The sequence below is a fragment of the Clostridium sp. LS genome, from assembly GCF_002760435.1.
Classification (GTDB): domain Bacteria; phylum Bacillota; class Clostridia; order Clostridiales; family Clostridiaceae; genus Clostridium.
This window is the reverse complement of the sequence record NZ_AUUU01000066.1, coordinates 56,085-74,119: the sequence shown is the minus strand read 5'-3', so window position 1 is coordinate 74,119 and position 18,035 is coordinate 56,085. Positions and strand designations below refer to the sequence as shown.

At 27.6% G+C, this 18,035-nt stretch carries 15 protein-coding genes and 1 pseudogene; 2 read left to right on the top strand and 14 right to left on the bottom strand.

Going from position 1 to position 18,035, the window contains the following annotated elements; genetic code table 11:
• Positions 1 to 497: 497 nt before the first annotated feature.
• The 9 genes from COL3_RS15795 to COL3_RS15755 all read right to left on the bottom strand — a co-directional run bounded on the left by COL3_RS15795 (position 498) and on the right by COL3_RS15755 (position 9,653).
• Positions 498 to 1,070: a recombinase family protein gene (locus COL3_RS15795; protein ID WP_008426451.1), complete on the bottom strand. Its 573-nt coding sequence runs from the start codon at positions 1,068 to 1,070 to the stop codon at positions 498 to 500.
• A 200-nt stretch (positions 1,071 to 1,270) separates the two neighbouring features.
• Complete coding sequence (locus COL3_RS15790; protein ID WP_008426448.1) at positions 1,271 to 2,176, bottom strand: deoxycytidine deaminase; 906 nt, start codon at positions 2,174 to 2,176, stop codon at positions 1,271 to 1,273.
• Between the two features lie 83 nt (positions 2,177 to 2,259).
• The gene (locus COL3_RS15785; RefSeq protein WP_008426447.1) at positions 2,260 to 3,483 is read right to left on the bottom strand and encodes a hypothetical protein; all 1,224 of its coding nucleotides are present in this window, start codon (positions 3,481 to 3,483) and stop codon (positions 2,260 to 2,262) included.
• A gap of 208 nt (positions 3,484 to 3,691) precedes the next feature.
• Positions 3,692 to 3,958, bottom strand: coding sequence for a hypothetical protein (locus COL3_RS15780; protein ID WP_008426443.1), 267 nt, complete (start codon positions 3,956 to 3,958; stop codon positions 3,692 to 3,694).
• A 91-nt stretch (positions 3,959 to 4,049) separates the two neighbouring features.
• Positions 4,050 to 4,514 (bottom strand): hypothetical protein, encoded by a 465-nt coding sequence (locus COL3_RS15775; RefSeq protein ID WP_008426440.1) that lies wholly within the window; start codon positions 4,512 to 4,514, stop codon positions 4,050 to 4,052.
• 55 nt (positions 4,515 to 4,569) lie between these two features.
• A complete protein-coding gene (locus COL3_RS15770) occupies positions 4,570 to 5,292 on the bottom strand; it encodes a hypothetical protein (protein WP_008426438.1) in 723 nt (240 codons plus the stop codon).
• A 347-nt stretch (positions 5,293 to 5,639) separates the two neighbouring features.
• On the bottom strand, positions 5,640 to 7,361 hold the full coding sequence (locus COL3_RS15765; protein ID WP_008426437.1) for a 20S proteasome subunit (alpha or beta): 1,722 nt from the start codon (positions 7,359 to 7,361) through the stop codon (positions 5,640 to 5,642).
• A 438-nt stretch (positions 7,362 to 7,799) separates the two neighbouring features.
• Positions 7,800 to 8,861, bottom strand: coding sequence for a PIN domain-containing protein (locus tag COL3_RS15760; protein WP_008426436.1), 1,062 nt, complete (start codon positions 8,859 to 8,861; stop codon positions 7,800 to 7,802).
• A gap of 147 nt (positions 8,862 to 9,008) precedes the next feature.
• Positions 9,009 to 9,653, bottom strand: coding sequence for a hypothetical protein (locus COL3_RS15755; RefSeq protein WP_008426435.1), 645 nt, complete (start codon positions 9,651 to 9,653; stop codon positions 9,009 to 9,011).
• Positions 9,654 to 10,129: 476 nt separating this feature from the next.
• Here COL3_RS15755 and COL3_RS15750 point away from each other — a divergent pair, with 476 nt between their 5' ends.
• Positions 10,130 to 11,794 (top strand): recombinase family protein, encoded by a 1,665-nt coding sequence (locus tag COL3_RS15750; RefSeq protein ID WP_008426434.1) that lies wholly within the window; start codon positions 10,130 to 10,132, stop codon positions 11,792 to 11,794.
• Positions 11,775 to 12,152, top strand: a pseudogene (locus COL3_RS15745) (manganese catalase family protein); the annotation flags it as partial. The gene COL3_RS15750 and the pseudogene COL3_RS15745, both read left to right, overlap by 20 nt.
• Positions 12,153 to 12,309: 157 nt before the next feature.
• Here COL3_RS15745 and COL3_RS28835 read toward each other — a convergent pair.
• From COL3_RS28835 to COL3_RS15725, 5 genes are all read right to left on the bottom strand, one after another.
• The gene (locus COL3_RS28835) at positions 12,310 to 12,474 is read right to left on the bottom strand and encodes a hypothetical protein (protein WP_008426432.1); all 165 of its coding nucleotides are present in this window, start codon (positions 12,472 to 12,474) and stop codon (positions 12,310 to 12,312) included.
• 268 nt (positions 12,475 to 12,742) lie between these two features.
• On the bottom strand, positions 12,743 to 15,676 hold the full coding sequence (locus COL3_RS15740) for a helicase C-terminal domain-containing protein (RefSeq protein WP_008426430.1): 2,934 nt from the start codon (positions 15,674 to 15,676) through the stop codon (positions 12,743 to 12,745).
• A gap of 83 nt (positions 15,677 to 15,759) precedes the next feature.
• Positions 15,760 to 15,945, bottom strand: coding sequence for a hypothetical protein (locus COL3_RS15735; RefSeq protein ID WP_035283913.1), 186 nt, complete (start codon positions 15,943 to 15,945; stop codon positions 15,760 to 15,762).
• Positions 15,946 to 16,001: 56 nt separating this feature from the next.
• Positions 16,002 to 17,135: an ABC transporter substrate-binding protein gene (locus COL3_RS15730; RefSeq protein WP_008426428.1), complete on the bottom strand. Its 1,134-nt coding sequence runs from the start codon at positions 17,133 to 17,135 to the stop codon at positions 16,002 to 16,004.
• Positions 17,136 to 17,232: 97 nt separating this feature from the next.
• The gene (locus COL3_RS15725) at positions 17,233 to 18,015 is read right to left on the bottom strand and encodes an isopropylmalate/homocitrate/citramalate synthase (RefSeq protein ID WP_008426425.1); all 783 of its coding nucleotides are present in this window, start codon (positions 18,013 to 18,015) and stop codon (positions 17,233 to 17,235) included.
• Positions 18,016 to 18,035 lie beyond the last annotated feature (20 nt).

Below are 18,035 nucleotides of genomic sequence, written 5' to 3'. Positions count from 1 at the left end.
CATAAACAAAATTAACTTCATCTTATGTTAGGATTATATTATTTATCTCATCAGATTTTAACATCATTGCACGCCATTATTTCTGTAATTTACGCCACAGTATTCCTTATTGATTATAAAAGGTTACTTATTTATACTGGACATATACATTTACATAAGCTATCATTTACTCATTCAATGTAATATAATAATATGTTTTTTAATACAACCCAAAGTATTTCTCCTATATCTTCACCTTTTATTGATCAAAACGATTATCCGTTACTTATGATACAGTTTCTTCTTCATTCTCATACTCTTTTATTTCATGAAACCATAATCCTAATATATTTTTCAACTCTAGACACTTACTCAACGGTAAGTATTGAGTTTCAATACACCTTTACTGTTACCCCGTACATAGCACGTAATGTCCTTGAAATACTCTAATTTAAAATAATTTAGATATTTCATTATTCAACTAACAAGGTTTATTTAAAACATTATTGCAAACCTAATTATTTTCCTTCATATAACTTTATCCATCTATATAGAGTTGCTCTTCCTACATCTAACAACTTAGCCATTTCAACCTTACTCAATTCTTTGTTTATCATCTTAAGATAATACTTCTTAAAATCTTTTGGTAAGTCTTCAACTTTCTTTTCTTCCCTACCAAACCATCTACCAGTCTTAGTTATCCTAGTTTCAATACATCTTGTTACACCTTGCTGCACTCTTTCAACTGTATTTTCTCTCTCCATCTCTGCAACTGCTCCCAAGATAGTTAATATAAACTTATAGCCGTCACCATCTGTATTTATGCCCTCTTTAATGAAATAAACTGTAACACCTTTATTCTTAAAGTAATCACATGTTGACCTTAGATCATCAACATTTCTTCCTAATCTACTAATACTCTCACAATAGATTATATCCCCCTCATTAACCTCTAATTTCATTTTATTTAATGCAGGTCTATCAATACCTTTTCCGCTTATTTTATCTGTATATGCTTTATCAAAAGTAATTCCTAGCTTATCAAGAACACTCTGCTTTCTTGTGCTAACTCTCTCATATTTGTAAATCATAACTTATCATCCTTACATAATAAAATTATCTTTATCTTAATATGTATCATTAAACTATTCAAATCTAATGATACATTATAAGATAAAGATAATGTCAATTTTAGGTAAGTTTTATTATGTTTTCTTTCATTTTCTTAGTGTTTTATCATACTATAGTTTAATAAAGCACCACATATCCTAACACCAAAAGACTTTTATTATTATTCACTCTTAATGAAGCTACGTAAAATTCCCAAAATATATATAAAAGCTCCTGAAAACCCAACAGTCCAATATCTATCAATCCATATAGGATTACTTAATTTAGAATCTAAACAAAGAGCTATCCAATAAAATGCTATGAATACTGCTAATGATATTATTAATAATACGAAATTCTTAAAATTTATATATTTTAAAAATTTTTTATATTTTCTTTTACTTAAAATTTCTTTATATTCTTTGAATTTATCATCTAAATCCATATTTTCTCTTACTATGTCTATATTTCTTTTCCAATCTTGATCAAGAAACTTAGCTACCTCTGAATCTAATTTCACTCCATATTCAGCCAACTTATTTAGATGACCATTATCCGTTGGATTAGGATAATCTATTGGAGATTTTAAATAATTAAATACTACAGATACAAATGTGTGATCAACATTTAATTTTAATGGTGTTGCTGATATATTGTGAATTGGTACAAGAGAATGTCCTGAAAAACCTGGACCAAGCATTGTACCTATATGTCCTATTCCCTGACATGCTATACCAACTTTTGAATGATACGTTCCTCCAATATTTTTATCAACGGCTAGAACCTCTTTTGTCTCTATTAATGTTGTTGAAAATGGAAGTAATATAATTATTTTTTGACCATTAAATTCAAATACAGCTGTTTTTCCTTTAATTATCTCTATCTCTATGCCATCATCTTCTTCATTCTTCTCATAAATATTTACGATGTCTCCATCATTTTTAATGAAACACTTTCCACTTGACATAGGAAAAGCGTAAGAGCTTGCACTTAAATTTATAGAATTTTCTTTAATATTATCACCATTAAATGGTACTATATTTATACCTCTACATAATTCCTTATCAATATCAACTTTACTAAGCATACTTCCCCCTATTATATTAATATATTATCTATTATTATAAATACATTTAACTCTAATTCTCCTAAAATTAATGTAAAACTTTATTACATATTATCAAAACTTTCATTTAACCTTTCGCATACACATGCATTGTATTTCTCGGTATGCATAAAAGGATCAATCTTCCGAAATTCTTCATATGTTTCATATATATCTATATAATGGAATAGAGAAAAAAACTTAACTGTATCATCAGAATAAATGCCAGTATATGATGACCAATATATATCACCATATAACGCAAAATATTTTGCAATCAATTTATACAACTGAAACTGATATTCATTAATATCAAACCATTCCCTACTCAACAAGTTTTTTCTCTCAAAATCCTCGGTTCTAATACTATGTACATTTTGAATCTCTATTTCCTTCATATCAACTTGAATGGCATATGATATTCTTTCAATAAAATTACTTAATATATCAGAAATCCTCACCCCAATCTTCTGTTTAGAATCTACTTCCTCTATTATTCCATAAGAGTAATTTAATCCATATTCATGGACTTTTGATTCTTTATCCATATAAAGATGACAATCAGATTGATATATATTCATTTCTTTTAAATAATTATTAAAGCCCTCATATACTAAAGTATAATCCCAAGGATACTTTAGCTTTGTATCAAATTGAACTGAGAACTTATCTAATATAAATAATAACTGCTTTAAAGTTCCTGTCTCATGTACCTTTCTCGGAATATCATTTGTTTTATCTATTACTCCAATTAATATATCTTTAATTTTATCAATCAAATCATTTTTAGATACTGTGTCCTCTTCAAAAAATTCAAGCATAAATGGAATGCACCTATAATTGTATAAGAATTTAATTAATGAATAATAAAATGCTTCAGCTTTTACAAAAGGATTAGTAATTCCTTTAAATGATTGTTCAATAAGAATTTCTGTTTTACTAATCATTGTTATATGATAATATGTTTTATTATCATATAGTGCTTTAAAAAACTTTGAATAAAAAGACATTGTTTCTTCATTAAAAGTTTTCACACCGTAAGTAAAATTTTTCTTTTTGAAATTTGTCCCTTTCAGCTCCTGTTGATTATCAAATTTTCTTTTTTGCTTAAATTCATTCTCTATTACTCTATAATCCTCTAACAAATAACTAATTTGATTGCTTTCTCCGCCAATGTAAACAGAAATATATATATCGTTCTCATTTTCTCCATAAATATTAACTGATTTATTTTTCCCCGTAATTTTACGTGTATGAGAAGACTCATCCCAATAAAATATGTATTTCATAAAAATATCTCCCAAATTTCTAATAATTTAAATTCTTTAAAATCGCAGCTCTCATATTATTCAATAAATTTTGATAAAAATTTTTCTATATATAATTTTTTACCTTTTTTAAACGTAAATTTCATCTTGCTTATAGAATAAATATCCAAATAAAGAGTAACACTCATATTCCCCTATATGATATGTTAATCTTTTTATTGCATATAAATTATTTACCTTTGGGGAAACTAAAAAAACGCACAATAACATAGAAAATAGCAGTAATAGTTACAATTATTACTACGTAAGGCAACCCTTTTAACGGATTATTTATAAGAATAGTGAAAACAGATTGCTTCATTCCTCTTGCTGTTCCAAAAAAGCTGCCAAGTAATAGCATAAATGAACCTATAAGGCATAAACGATTATAAACTTTTCGTTCTCTCTTTCTGTTTAGTTCTTCCTCTTCTTCACGTTTTTGCTTACGAATATTCATTTCTACTCCTTAATATGTAAAACTAATTTATTTAATTTACAAAAGTACCACAAATTAATTCTGAATAATGTGGTAAGTAAACTTTATTCTCTTATTCAAAATTCGAAAACGGGATTAAATTATGCATCTCTGCTAGTGTTCTTTTTGTAACTTCATTATTTAAATTTCTCTCCTTTAATCTCCAAGATGGTAACCCTTCTCCCTCATTCTCTAAATCATAATCGCCCCCTGCAGGATCTGATAAACGATATAAAACTTCATTGAAAGCTGTTAATGCTATTTCATATGCAAATTTACCTAATAGTTCTGGAGTTGCTCCATTATTTAATAATTCTGTTTCAATTTCGGAATTATCTAATCCTTTCTCAATTCTTTTCTTTATTATATCTGCGTATTCATTATTATAAAATTCAAGACTATTATTTAATGGTCTTACAAAACGAAATGCAGATAACCATGCAAATTTATCTTTTATCTCACGTTCTGCATAATATTCAGCTCTACTTTCTGATAAGCCAAACTCTTTTAATATTTCTTTAACTGCTTCCTTATTCATATTAATAGCTCTCCTTATATCTCCAATAAAAATATATTTAATTTAACTTACGTAATTAATGATTATGCCAATCATCAAATTTATAATTTGGTAATATTTCGTCATAAGCTGAACATATAATCATTCCGTCTCCAACATTACTTGAACACTGGAATATTAAAATGTCACCATTTAGAACTATTATATCTGGGTATATTGTTGAAATAAGCTTATCCACATCTATCATAGGAAAGTACTTCAAACAAATTTCTTTTGCAGATATAACACTTTTATCAGGTTCATAGTCTGGATCAATCAGTTCATAAATATTATTTGGTATATTTCCATAAACCATTTTAATTATTTCATCTTCATCATTAATTAAAAGATTAGGCATTTTCTCAGGGATAATAAATGATGTTATGCTCCCATCGGCTTCTTCCCAAAACGGAAAATCACAGTCTACGAAATCCTGAAGAATATATTTTAAAAATCTATCTTCAATCATACCCAAATGCTCTATAACCTCTTTTTGTTTTTCTTCATAGAATTCTGCAAGCTTTTCTAATTTTTCATCCTCATTCATTTCCAGACTAATAATCTTTTCTAGCCTAGAAAATCTGTTTTTGTAATACATGCTTTCTGTATCGTCGCTATCAAAATCTAATTCATTAGTTAGTGGTGCAAAATTATCTACATTAAATTCAATTATTTCATCTGTATATTTACCAAGTGCCCCTAGATTAAATTCTCCTATAAAATGTAATTCCCCATTTTCACTTCTTTCAATTTTGATCATAAATCTCTCTTCTCCCTCTACTCATTACTGCAAAAATCTTCTTTTATTATATCATATTTCGCTATTAATTCTCCATAAAATAACAAAAATACCACAAATTCATCAAAGAATATTGCGGTATCTAAACTTGTTAATTTTCAATATCAATACTGAAATTTTATTTGCTGTTATATCTATAATTAAGTTTGGATTAAGTTAATCTTGTAGGTATTGTAAATTTCAAACTATTCGATAAAAATTATACTATTACAAAATTTTCATATTAATGAATAAGAATTTATAAATGACTCGAATTTATAATCTCGTTGTTAATATTGAAAACCTAATTACTTGTGACTATTTCCCATTTAATTATATGGCTTAGTTATAAATATTAATTTTTTTTGCTGGATAACATCTTCCTCAACTTCCAATTCATATTCTTTAATTTTATCATAATCATCCGCATAAAGTAGCCTAGTACCTATGTAATAATTATCAATATATGTATTTACGTAATATATACCTGGATTCTTGAATTCTAATTCTAAAATACCTGAAGCATTAATTATTTTACAACTTGATCTTGATATTATTGGTTCTTTATTAATTATAGTAGTTTCCTGAGTAACAGCATTAATTAATCTTATTTCCATTTCACGCTCACCTTTGGGCATAGCAATTCCACTTATTATATATACAAAAATTTTCAATGGATATTCATAAGAAAAAACTCTTTGTATCTCGCTCTCAATCCTTAAAATCGATTCTTTTGCAACAGCATTTCGACTAACAAATTGATACATCATCATTGGTAATCCATTATTTTCTATGACTGGATCCAAGCAATTCTCTTGTTGCGATATGAGCGTTTTTTTTATTTTTTCAATATCTCTTTTCCTTTGTAAATCTAATCGTATATCTCCTATGTATATACAATGCCGTCCAATGATTTGGTCTTTTATCGTACACTCTAGAAATATTGGACCTGGCTTTCTAATAATTAAATTAACTGGTATTTCAAAATCTACTTCATCTAGAAGATTCTTAATACTAATACTCTGGTTAAAAATACATACTTGTTCTACATTATAATTAGCAATTATTTTTAGTTCATGTTCACCTCTTGTTCCCCAAAGACCGATAGCTATTTTCAAATTTACTTCTATTGGAAATTCACCTATACCCAAAACAGAAGTTACTTCCGAAAACTCTATGGCTCCATCAGTATTATCTTTATTAATATTTGAACAAACTATAAAGTAATTTAAATGCCACTTATAAATTGGAGAAATTTTATTATTAATATGGAAATCCTTAAATCTCATTTCTTTAGGATATTTATTCATAAACATTGGCTCACATAAAGTTATTTTTGAATTATTTGAAAAATCTTCTTGAACCCATTCCCCATGTTCACCTATTGATATACTTTTACTGTTTGGAATTTCACCAGGATTAATGGATACTGAATTATAACCAAACGGAAAAATTCCATCTGAACCTAAAACTATTACTTGAAAAAATCCCCCTACAGTGTCCACACTATTTTTTTTAAGCTCATCTTCTATTTTAGAGATAAGAGCTAGCCCAAACATTCTGTATGTTTTTACTTCTTTATCAATATTATCTAGTTGCTTAACCATTTCTCCTTTAATAACTTGACCAGATCCGATTACTTCTAGCCTTTCTGATATATTAATAGCCTTAAAATATGGTGAACAATATTTTATGAACTCAATATTTCCTGCTGATTCTATTCTTGCTAAAATAAAAGCAACTTCACAGTCAAGCTCTGTTATTTTTTTTCTAATGCCATGATAATGTCTAGAAATTCTTGTAATATCTTTTGTAGTTATATATAGCTTATTGCTTTTCATTTTTTTTACTGCATGTTCTCTTAATTTTCTAACTATAAGTTCTGCTGTTGTAATATCACCACAATATCCAATTACGCTGTGACTGTCTAATGGAAGTATTTTTTGAAGTGTATCTTCAAAAATCGAGTTTGATTTTTGCTTCCAAGTCACTCTGGAATCAGCTATTAGGAATCCCTTGTCCATATATTTGCATGATAAAATCATCGTCATAATTATTTAACCTACCTACCTTAGATATTTCTTATTAATATGAATCTTATTCAACGAAAAAACTATACTAACTCTCCATTCAATGAATATTGAATTTCATTAATAGTAACTTCAAGTATTTCTAATTATATCATACTTTTACAAATTAATGCCATATGACAATAAAATACCACAAATTCTTTTCTGAATAATGTGCTATTCTATAACTATCTATATATATATAATAAATTTACTACAGAGTTTTTGGTTGAGGCGATATGGCTGTCGATCAGAATGAGTTGGATGGGTTTTCTTTGGAACAGCTGGCAAGAAGTTATTATGTTCCCGCAGAAATTATTAAATTGAAATTAAAGGGTATACTAAGTATAAAAATTCTCAATAACATGTAACATCTTATTGGGAATTCTTATACTTGTTACATAAAGTCTTAGTCTAATGCTATTGTTTTTTATTTAAATGTATATTTAAATAATCCTTTATATTTTCTCTAATCAATATAAGATCACTTAATTTTGATACATCTATAAACTTTTCATCTCTGTCCTTTATCCATCTATATAATTTCAGTTCACTTTTATTATCCCATGTTTCTGTGTTTCTACATTTTTTTAATAATTCATTAATATTACTAATTACTAAAGCTCTATAATTTTGCAATTCATTTTTAGTAAATTTAATCTTATCATTAAACACATTTTTTAGATTCTCTATATACTGTTTTTCGCATTCTATGTATTTTACATCATAATCATTCTCGTCTATTTTATCTGCAATAGCATTTAACTCATCAATAGCAGTTCTATCAATATCATTTTGATTTATGTATTCATATCCATAATTTATATATTTCATTAACCTTTCTAATGTATTAATACATTTTGTATTTGGGAAATCCTTTTGTAATATAGGATGCAACTCGTAAAATCCATTACTTCCCTTTTTATCTTTTGAAAAATCTTTAATGTCATTGGAACAAATTATTAATTCCATTTCTTCCTTATTATCGAGTAAATTTAAGTAGCTAATTAGAGATTCAATATTATAAGAATCTTGACTACTATTTTCACATGGTCTAACTAAATCCCCAGAGATCTTCCTTTTCTCTCCTTTACACATTATTTCAGGTGTAAACTCTATATATTGAACTTCTTTTGAAATTAAATACTCAGATAAAGCAATATAGTTTTTATTCCACATTATCTCTTTAGTTTTTCTTTCCTCAACAATTACACTATTTATTTTCTTTTCTATGTCCCTAACTTCTGACCATAATGATTTAGAATATTCTTTTATACTACTTTCTAACTTATTTAATTCGTTTTCAAAATTGTGTTTTGCTGTTTTATTTTGCTTTGCTAACTCCAATGTAACTATTTCTGGTACTAATAAATTGACAACTTTTTCTTTAACTAATGTCATTAATTCCTCAAATAAGTTTCTTTCCTCTGGATTAGTTAATAATTTAATATAAACATTAGTGTCTATGAATATATTTATCATATAAAAGTTCCCTCATTTCTCTTTTTGAATAGCATCTTAATCATGTAATATAACATCACTAATATATTCTTATTATAGTACTTTTATCCAAAATAATAAAAATACCACTAATTCATTTCTAATTAATGAAGTACCTATATCAATCTTCTACATTAAGAAACCTTTAAGAATTGTAACTCCATGGATTTTATCAATTATTGATTTGTCACACTTTTTAAAAAAATAATCCCAACACTCTTTATCATACAAAAGAATATGAACAAGATCTAGTTCGAAACTAAAGTCTCCTGGCATTCTCCATTCTCGCTCATGAGTCCAATCAATTATATTGGGATCAAAAGGTTGAATATGAAAATTCACTATCCTCCAATGTTGATCAACGGGTAATATTTTTTTAGCTTTTTCCTTTTCTTCATACATTACAGGTCGTCCACCTTTTGAGAAAACATAAAACTTAGAAAATGTCAATCCAACTCCACAATACCTAATTTTTGTATCTTTTTCATCTTTTCTTCTTTGCTTTTCATGTTCTACATTTTGAATCATTCCATAAAATGGTACATCTTGAAAGCATACGGCTGGAGTTTTACCAATTATAAAACCTTTCGAAGTGCTTCCTTTAATCTTCTGATCATTTAAAATTTTAATAAGATTATCAACCGCCAACATGTTTATATCATTCTCGCTCAAATCTCCTATATCTTCTTGTAATGGTTTTGTTAAATGTGTTACCATAGTAGTTATATCATTTCTGTTTATTACGCGATTTTGCAAAGCTTCATGATCATACATACTTTATCCCCCAAACCATTATTAATATAATTTTATACATTTCTATTAGGCTATTTAATTGCTAACAAATTCATTCATAAATAATGTGTTATTTCCATTAATTAAATTTTTTAGTTAATTTCAAATATTATCTTTACTCATTTTCCGAATTATAACCTCATTGCTTTAATTAAATTATTAGTTTAATTTATAAAATGAATCTACTCATTTATTTTTATTGTAACATATTTTGCTAACACAATTACAATAAATAACAAAAAACATCACAAATTCTTTTCAAAATATTGCTATTTAACACAAACATATATTCGCACACATAATAATTCGTGATATAATATTCTCAATAAATCTTAACCCAAATATTAAATTAACTCACTATCTATATTTAAGAATTTATCTATTTCCGTAATAATAGGATAGCTATATATAGGTATTTTAACTTAATTACTATAAACTCTAGAAAGGATTGATCCAAATTGAAAGCAGCAATCTATTCCCGTAAAAGTAAATTTACTGAAAAAGGAGACTCTATAGAAAATCAAATCCAAATGTGTATACAATATGCTAAAAATCTAAGCATAGATGATTACGAAATTTATGAGGATGAAGGCTTTTCCGGCGGTAATACAAATAGACCTAAATTTCAAAAACTTATGAGAGACATAAAATCTAAGAAATTTACTCATCTTATTTGTTATAGACTTGATAGAATATCTAGAAATGTTGCTGATTTCGCAAGTACTATAGAAATATTAAATAAGTATGATACTGCATTTATTTCAATTAGAGAGCAATTTGATACTTCTTCTGCTATGGGCAGAGCTATGATGAATATTTCTGCCACTTTTGCTCAGCTTGAAAGAGAGACAATTGCAGAACGTATAAAAGATAATTTAAGAGAATTATCTAAGACTGGAAGATGGCTTGGTGGCCCTCCCCCACTTGGTTATAAATCTATTGAAGTTGAGAATAACCATTCTAATGGAAAAAATAGAAAAAAGCATATTCTTGAAATTAATCCTGATGAAAGTGAAATTCCTAAACTTATTTATGAATTATTCATGAAATATAAAAGTTATCAAAAAGTAAGCAGATTATTAGAAGATCAAGGACTTTATAGTAGAAAGGGTTCTATTTTCTCAAGAAACTTAGTTAAACAGACCATTGATAATCCTACATATTCAATTGCAGATAAAAATATATTAGATTATTTAAAAAAGCATGGTGCTGAAGTATTCGGATATGAAAAAATAGATGGCATTAATGGTGTTATGGCTTATAATAGACGAACAGAAAAAGGAAGCTTTGCTCCTATAGAAAATTGGATTATATCTGTAGGTGAACATCCTGGAATAATTCCTAGCGATACCTGGATTAAATGTCAGCTCATTGCTGATGAGATAAGAGACACTAACGCTTCTAACAGAAAAGGTACAAGCCAGCAAGCTTTATTATCTGGTTTAGTTGTATGTAAAGAATGTGAATCTTCTATGGCACCAAGGCAAAATTTAAGTAGTAAATATGCTTACAGATACTATTCCTGTAACTCAAGAAATTCAAATGCAAATAGGTGTAGCAATGATGCGCTTAATGCATATGATGCTGAAGATTTTGTTGTCACAACATTAAAATCATTAACCCATGAGGATATAATCAAAAATTATGAAGAACTAAAAAAGAAAAATGTAGTTAAGATCAGTAATAAAACACAAATCTCTAACTATACAAAAGAAATTGAAAGTAATAAAAAGTCTATTAGTAATTTAGTAATGAAAATGGTATACCTTGATAATGATCCTGAATTACTTGGACCATTTAAGACTGAAATAAAAAAGCTTACTGATAGAAATAATGAACTTACTTCATTAATAAATGATTTATCCTTAGCTAATGATCAAATTGCTAGTACTTATGAATCTTTAGATGAAATATTAAACACCTTAGATAATTTTCAAAAGTTCTATGACTTTACTGAAGAGTTTGAGGATAGAAAAAGATTAATTCGAAGTCTTGTTAAATATGTTATCTGGGATAGTAAAACAAGAATATTAGATATTATATTAGTTGGTTCGGACAAAGAACGTCCAAGACAGGTTCTTTTACCTTTAAGCAATAGTAGCAGAAGAAATGGCGCATGTTGAGATTATTGCAACAATGGTGTACCAACTTATGGAAAATGCAACAGTTGAAGAACTTAAGAAAGCAGGTCTTGGAGGGTCTTATGCTGATCATAGAAAAGCATTATTTTATGTAGATGCAACCGGCAATCCATGGACTGCAACTTATATCCAAGCAAAAGGAGATGTAATTGCAGATTTACATGAAGATTTAGCTGCTGAACAAAAAGCTAGAGCAACTTATGAAAATTTAATACACTTAACTGATGAACCACAAATTAAAGAAATACTATCATTCCTAAGGGAAAGAGAAGTTGTCCATTTCCAAAGATTCGGAGAATGCTTGGAACATGTTCAAGATATTATGTGCGCAAAAAAATAATAAATTCTAATTTATATAAATGTTTATATAAATTAAAGACTGCCTTAAAATTAGATAATTTTAAGGCAGCCCCTTATATTTTCTTTGAAATTCTTTTTCAAAGCTGTTTTTCTTACTTATGTTTCTAGTGCATTCATAATTTTATTAAAATATAGTTCTAGCTAAGTTGCTTCTCTAACTGCTCTAAATCTCTTATAACCATGTTTATAACTTCAATCTTTGATTTAGCATATTCATTTTTAGGCAACCATTTTAACCCACTTTCTAAACATTCCTTTGTACTCTTATATTCTTGTAATAGTTGTGCTACATTCTCAATCATACCCTAAACACTTTCCTCTCTTTTTCTCTTTTATTATGTGATTTTATTTTTTTAGGTATTAATTCAAGTTCTAATTTTTATTATTACCTCCTTCCTAAATATTATACGAATTTTTTACCTATAAATTATTATATATATATATTATACCATATATGCATTAATATTTGACAATTTTAATAATGTTAATTTATTTTTAAATATTAGTTATTAAGTAAAGAGGGTTAATACAGAAAATTAGAAAATTTAAATTCGCTTATCTTTAAGTTCATTAAATTTTCCCATTCAATTTAAAATTAATATTTTCAAAATAATATTCTCCATTATCAACCTTATATAGTTCCCAAAACATCTTATGCTTTTTAGATTCATTGTTAAATTCTTCTTGAAGATTTTTGTTGTTTTTCTTTATATTATTTATGATTGTATTTATATTTATTCTCTTCCAATTATTATAATCAAATTCCATTTCAGAAAGGATTTTAGAAGTTGTTGAAATTTCAATACTCGGTCCATTTAAATCTCTTTCTAAATTTCTTAAAGTATAAGAGTTTTGACCTGGATCTAATATTATAAAGTAACCATAGTCAAATATACTCCTAATTAGTCTACCATATATTTGTTTTGTTTTAATGCACACTTGAGGATAATTTACATCCTGATATGCTTTATTTTGATATGTTGTTATAGCTCTTAAAATTGGAAATTCTGGACTGTAGTTTGGGATTTTATCAAGCATTACACAGCTTAATGCATCACCAGGCACATCTATTCCTTCAAAAAAGCCTTTACTTCCTAATATAATGACCTGCCTATTCTTATCATTTAACGCTGCAACTGATTTTTTACTAACATGAACTTCAATTTTTGATCCTCTAATAAGTAATTCTAATTCTTCATTTACAGCATTTCTTCTTGCATTATTATTAAATAAAACAAGAATATGACCATTAATTTTTTGAGCTGCATTAAATATAAACTTAGAGACATTTTTTATATATGATGGTTCATCGTACCTTCCAACATCATTTAAAGCAAAAATCTTTGTTCTTTTCTTTAAATCAAAAGTTGGAGGTATTACAAATTCATTTGCTTTTTCTTGCCCTAAGTGTTTTTTTATTTTATTGAAGGAATTTTCAATTCTAAAAGTTGCTGATAAAAATGTTGTACTCTTAACATCTTTTAGCATATGCTCATTAACTAATTCTCCTACATTTAATGGAACATTTTTAAAATAAAAATCTTTATATTCTGAATCTATTTCTAATACCTTAGCATAAAATACTGAGCTTTCTAAAAATTTATCTAAAACATCAAAATTAGTCTTGAGCTTTGCTATATAATCAGATAGATTTTTATGATCACTATCACCATTGATCTCATCATCTAATGTAATATTTGAAACATAATCATTTAATATTTTGTATAAAGGATATATGCTCTCTTTTAACATCGATATTTCTGATCCAATTGCTTTAGTTGCTCCTCTTAAATCATCTCTTGGAATAAAAAACTCTGTGGTAAAATTATATTCACCGCTAACGAGTCTCATACTTCTAAAATCATTTAAAAGTATATTTATATTTACAATGATATCATTAACTAAATAAACAAGTTTTTCTTTTTCTATTGTTTCCCTATATCCAAAGCTAGCATTTAAGCTTAATAGCATAGCCAAAATGCTCGGGTGGCCTTTTTCTATCATTTCTAATAATTCTATTAATTTAGCCGAAGAGAATTCTTCCGAAAAAAAGTCATAACACTTTTCCATTAAATTATGACCTTCGTCAATAATTAAATGGTTGATCTTCTTTTTTTCGGTATATGGCCAGCATGCTAAAAGAGAATGATTTATTACTGTTATATTTTCTTCAGGCAGCTCATTATATCTTTTTCTTAAATAACAAGGGCGTGTGCACTTTTCCAAATTACATTGTTCACTATCACAATTTATCTCATTTATATATTTATCCATCTCAAAATGTTTTTGGATTGAATAATTAATGCTTTCTATATCTCCATAATTTCCATTTTCACAAAGCCGCCTTAGGAAAAGTAAAGATAAATTACTCTTTTCACCAATTTCCAAGCTTTCACATTTATTAATTCTCTCTATACAAAGATAATTTCCTTTGCCTTTCATGGCTCCATAATTTAACTTATCATTTAACATAAGCTTCTTAAGTATAGTTGGGATATCTCTTTCAATAAGTTGATTTTGCAGCTCTTTTGTATTTGTAGATATAATAAAACTTGCATCATCTTTTCTATTTTTCTGTTTATTTAAATAAGTTTCTATGGCTGCTATAATTACATAGGCAAAAGTTTTACCACTTCCTGTTGGGGCTTCTATGAAAATTCTTTCGCACTTCTCAAAGTTTTCTCTGATTTTCTTAGAAAACTCTTTTTGATCTTTTCTATATTGATACCCAAAATCTCCACCGTTATTCCAAATTTCTTCAACTTCAAGCAAGTTTTCAAATTTTGAATAATCAATGTGCAATTTTTTTAAGTTGCTTTCACTTATCTTATTTTCCTCATAATTGACATAGGGATAATTTTCAATGCTAAGAAATGGTGGTTTTAATAAATATTTTGTCCAAGGCCAATTTTTTAAATATGCATAATCTTTTAATATTGTATTATATAAAGATACATTTTTCTTAGAAATACGCCTTTCCTCTCTGTCCCATTGTCTTAAAAGCAGAGAATTTACTACTTTCAAAGTATCTATTGAATCCGATAATCCTCTATGTAATTCAGTTTTATTTATATTTGTTAAATCTCTAGCTAAGGCATCTAAATTATATTCCTTTCTCCAAGGTTCTAGTATTGCAGCAAATTCCATAGTATCTATTATTTCATTTTTAATTTCTGGAATATGAAAAGCAAGAAATTTTCTTTCAAAGTTCGCATTATGGCATATCAAAGGTAAATCTTCTAAAAACTCCATAACTTCTGTCTTTATAGAATTTAAAGTTCTTGCACTCATTAATTCTCTTTCATTTAACCCACTGCAAAGACTATAAATACTAATAGGAACCCTTCCTCTAGGTCTTATTAAAGTTTCATAAGTAGTTATACTGCCATCTTTAATTTTAACTGCCCCAATTTCTATGATTTCTGAACTATTTTCATCAAGTCCAGTTGTTTCAATGTCTAAATATATTACATTATCCAAAATACTATTTAATTCTTCCAGCATATTTTCTCCTACTTTTCACTTTAAATCCTTTTGTACTTTTTCTAAAATCAATTATATCATAATTTAAAGGATCGAACATGATTTTAACTACTACCTTTTAATATAGCTGAAAAAACGTCCTCTGCTAGTCTTAGTCCACCATTATAACCTGCATAACTTTTATCCATTATTAATTGTTCAGAGACTGGCGTGCTAATTCCAAGATAAAAACCATTTAAATCCTTTGAAATCTCTTCATCTAAACTGCTGCCTAGAATAAATGGTTTCAACCCTTGGAGATCTTTTTTTATTTCCTATTTTATAACACTATAATTATCAACCACAATCAATTTTTAGGTGGTTCACCAGCAAGCATAAGATTTGCTTCTTCCTCAGATAGATCATAATTCATAAATGTCTTAAAAAAATATCTAGTCTCTTTTACCATATCTATATTAGTAAATTTATCTGGATTGATTAATTTTGCCATCCATTGTATCTGCAATGCTTCTTCAGCAGAATATCTATCCCAAGAAAAAGCTCCATCAGGATTTATAACAACTTTCCCATTCTTCACAGCATTTAAATTATTCCAGATTGGATCATTAGTTATTTTGCTACTATCTGTTTCACTTACTGCAGCACTATTTTTTATTCCATTTCCAGTTAATACTCTTCCCATAAGTATCATATCTGGATTCCATTGAAATACTTGTTCTAACGAGGTTGCTTTACTCTTCCCAGTAATATCAGCAACATTTATTCCTCCAGCAAGTTCTATTCCTGATGTAATTATTGCATCTTTACCATCCACAGTTAATGGTGAAAAGCTAGCAAGATGCAATATCTTAGGCTTCTGCTCAGTAGGAATTTGAGAAGTCACATTACTTATCATCTTCATTTTTTCATCTAGGTATGAAATATACTTTTCAGCATTTTCCTTAGCGTTCCCACCAACTATAGTTCCTGTTAATCTAACACATTCTTTTAAACTTTCAAAGTCTGTAAAATTTACTTGGACGACAGGTATTCCCAAATCGGTTATCTGTTTTGCAAGCTTGTTGTTTAAAGACATAAATACGATATCAGGCTTAGTTTTTATAAGCTCTTCTACATTAACTTCGCTTGCATCAATACTAAAAGTTGTAACTGCATTTTTAAGACTTGGATTAGCTTTATATAGCCATGGTCTTACCTCCGGAGTTAAAGTTGTAGCTACTATTTTATCTGCCGCCCCTATGGTGGCTAATATTTCATTATGAGCACCCCACGCATCAGCAATTCTATTAATTTTAGCTGGAATTTTAACTTGTGTTCCACTACTATCAGTTATTACAACAGTATTTTGTTCATTGGTTGCTGTCATCTTTGATTCATCATCTGTTATTTTATTTGAATCTTTGGCATTGCCGCATCCTCCTAATATTAGAATAATTATTGTTATACATAATGAAATACCTATAAATATTTTATTTTTCATATTAATGATCACATCCTAATTTGTTAATAATTTAATAAGGTATTAAATATTAAAGAAATTTTCTTTATACTTAATACCCGACAGTGAGTTTATATATTTAATTAAATATTTCCTTTGAGTTATTTCTTCCATAAAACGCATTTAATATATAAAGAAATTCATGCAGATCACAATTTCCTGCTCTTTCTCCTATTCCATCTAGTGTACAATCTACATATTTTGCGCCGCTTTTTACTGCTTCAAGAGAAATTGTAGTCGCCATTCCAAAATCATTATGAGCATGTATCTCGATTTCTATTTCAGTATTGTTCACTAATGTTTTAACAACATCTTCAACCATAGATGGTATTAAAATTCCAACAGTATCCGCATATCTAATTCTATCTACCCCAAAACCTTTAACTAAATCACATAATTTTATAAGGTAATTTACTCCAGCCCTTGAAGCATCTTCAAATCCAACGGTAACATTATACCCTCTATCTCTTGCAAGAAATATACATTCCTTAAGATTATCTTCAACCCATTTTTTATCTTTTCCTAAATTAGAGTATATTTGAATATCAGAAGTCGGAACACTAATATGAATTATATCCGGATTACATTCAAACGAATCTATTATATCTCTTTTATTCATTCTATTCCAAGTTGAAATTAATGAATTTTTTCTATTAGATAAAATTCTTTTAATACACTCTTTTTCTAAATCTCCCATTACTGGTATTCCAGCTTCAATTTGATATATATTGCTTTGATCCATGAATTTCGCTATTTCAACTTTTTCATCAATTGAAAATGCTCTACCTGGACTTTGCTCTCCATCTCTTAATGTTGTATCAACAATGCGAGCCCTTTGAAAAAAATTATTCTCTTTATTCATATTCATTCACCTCATTCTAT

Coding starts and splice junctions, on each gene's coding strand:
- COL3_RS15730 (WP_008426428.1), bottom strand. CDS start 17,135: ATGAAAAATAAAATATTTATAGGTATTTCATTATGTATAACAATAATT.
- COL3_RS15790 (WP_008426448.1), bottom strand. CDS start 2,176: ATGCTTAGTAAAGTTGATATTGATAAGGAATTATGTAGAGGTATAAAT.
- COL3_RS15780 (WP_008426443.1), bottom strand. CDS start 3,958: ATGAATATTCGTAAGCAAAAACGTGAAGAAGAGGAAGAACTAAACAGA.
- COL3_RS15785 (WP_008426447.1), bottom strand. CDS start 3,483: ATGAAATACATATTTTATTGGGATGAGTCTTCTCATACACGTAAAATT.
- COL3_RS15765 (WP_008426437.1), bottom strand. CDS start 7,361: ATGACGATGATTTTATCATGCAAATATATGGACAAGGGATTCCTAATA.
- COL3_RS15770 (WP_008426438.1), bottom strand. CDS start 5,292: ATGATCAAAATTGAAAGAAGTGAAAATGGGGAATTACATTTTATAGGA.
- COL3_RS28835 (WP_008426432.1), bottom strand. CDS start 12,474: ATGATTGAGAATGTAGCACAACTATTACAAGAATATAAGAGTACAAAG.
- COL3_RS15740 (WP_008426430.1), bottom strand. CDS start 15,676: ATGCTGGAAGAATTAAATAGTATTTTGGATAATGTAATATATTTAGAC.
- COL3_RS15725 (WP_008426425.1), bottom strand. CDS start 18,015: ATGAATAAAGAGAATAATTTTTTTCAAAGGGCTCGCATTGTTGATACA.
- COL3_RS15755 (WP_008426435.1), bottom strand. CDS start 9,653: ATGTATGATCATGAAGCTTTGCAAAATCGCGTAATAAACAGAAATGAT.
- COL3_RS15775 (WP_008426440.1), bottom strand. CDS start 4,514: ATGAATAAGGAAGCAGTTAAAGAAATATTAAAAGAGTTTGGCTTATCA.
- COL3_RS15760 (WP_008426436.1), bottom strand. CDS start 8,861: ATGATAAATATATTCATAGACACTAATGTTTATATTAAATTATTAACT.
- COL3_RS15795 (WP_008426451.1), bottom strand. CDS start 1,070: ATGATTTACAAATATGAGAGAGTTAGCACAAGAAAGCAGAGTGTTCTT.